Here is a 270-nt window from a genome sequence, read left to right as displayed (position 1 = left end):
GAAATGACTTTAGTGAACAAAATATGGTAAGTGTACCTAATCCCTACGTATATCAGACATTACAATCAGTAATTGGTAAACATGTGGTTATTGAAACTGTAAGAGGTAATGTAAGAGGCAAGTTAAAGGATGTGAAACCAGATCATTTGCTCATTGAAGATACGGTACCGTATATTGTACGCATTCAACAAATTGTATGGATTATGCCAAAACAATAATCAAACTACATCTAATTTGATTTATAAAAGATTAGCGTCATAGACGACCAAG

General features: G+C 33.0%; 1 protein-coding gene. It reads left to right on the top strand.

Annotated elements, in window-relative coordinates; translation table 11 throughout:
* On the top strand, positions 1 to 218 hold a 218-nt coding region (locus BPMYX0001_RS27035; RefSeq protein ID WP_244268563.1), incomplete at its 5' end, for a YuzF family protein.
* Positions 219 to 270: the final 52 nt, after the last annotated feature.

It is taken from the genome of Bacillus pseudomycoides DSM 12442 (assembly GCF_000161455.1).
Classification (GTDB): domain Bacteria; phylum Bacillota; class Bacilli; order Bacillales; family Bacillaceae_G; genus Bacillus_A; species Bacillus_A pseudomycoides.
Note: the sequence above shows the minus strand (reverse complement) of the source record. Positions and strands in the feature narration are given on the sequence as shown.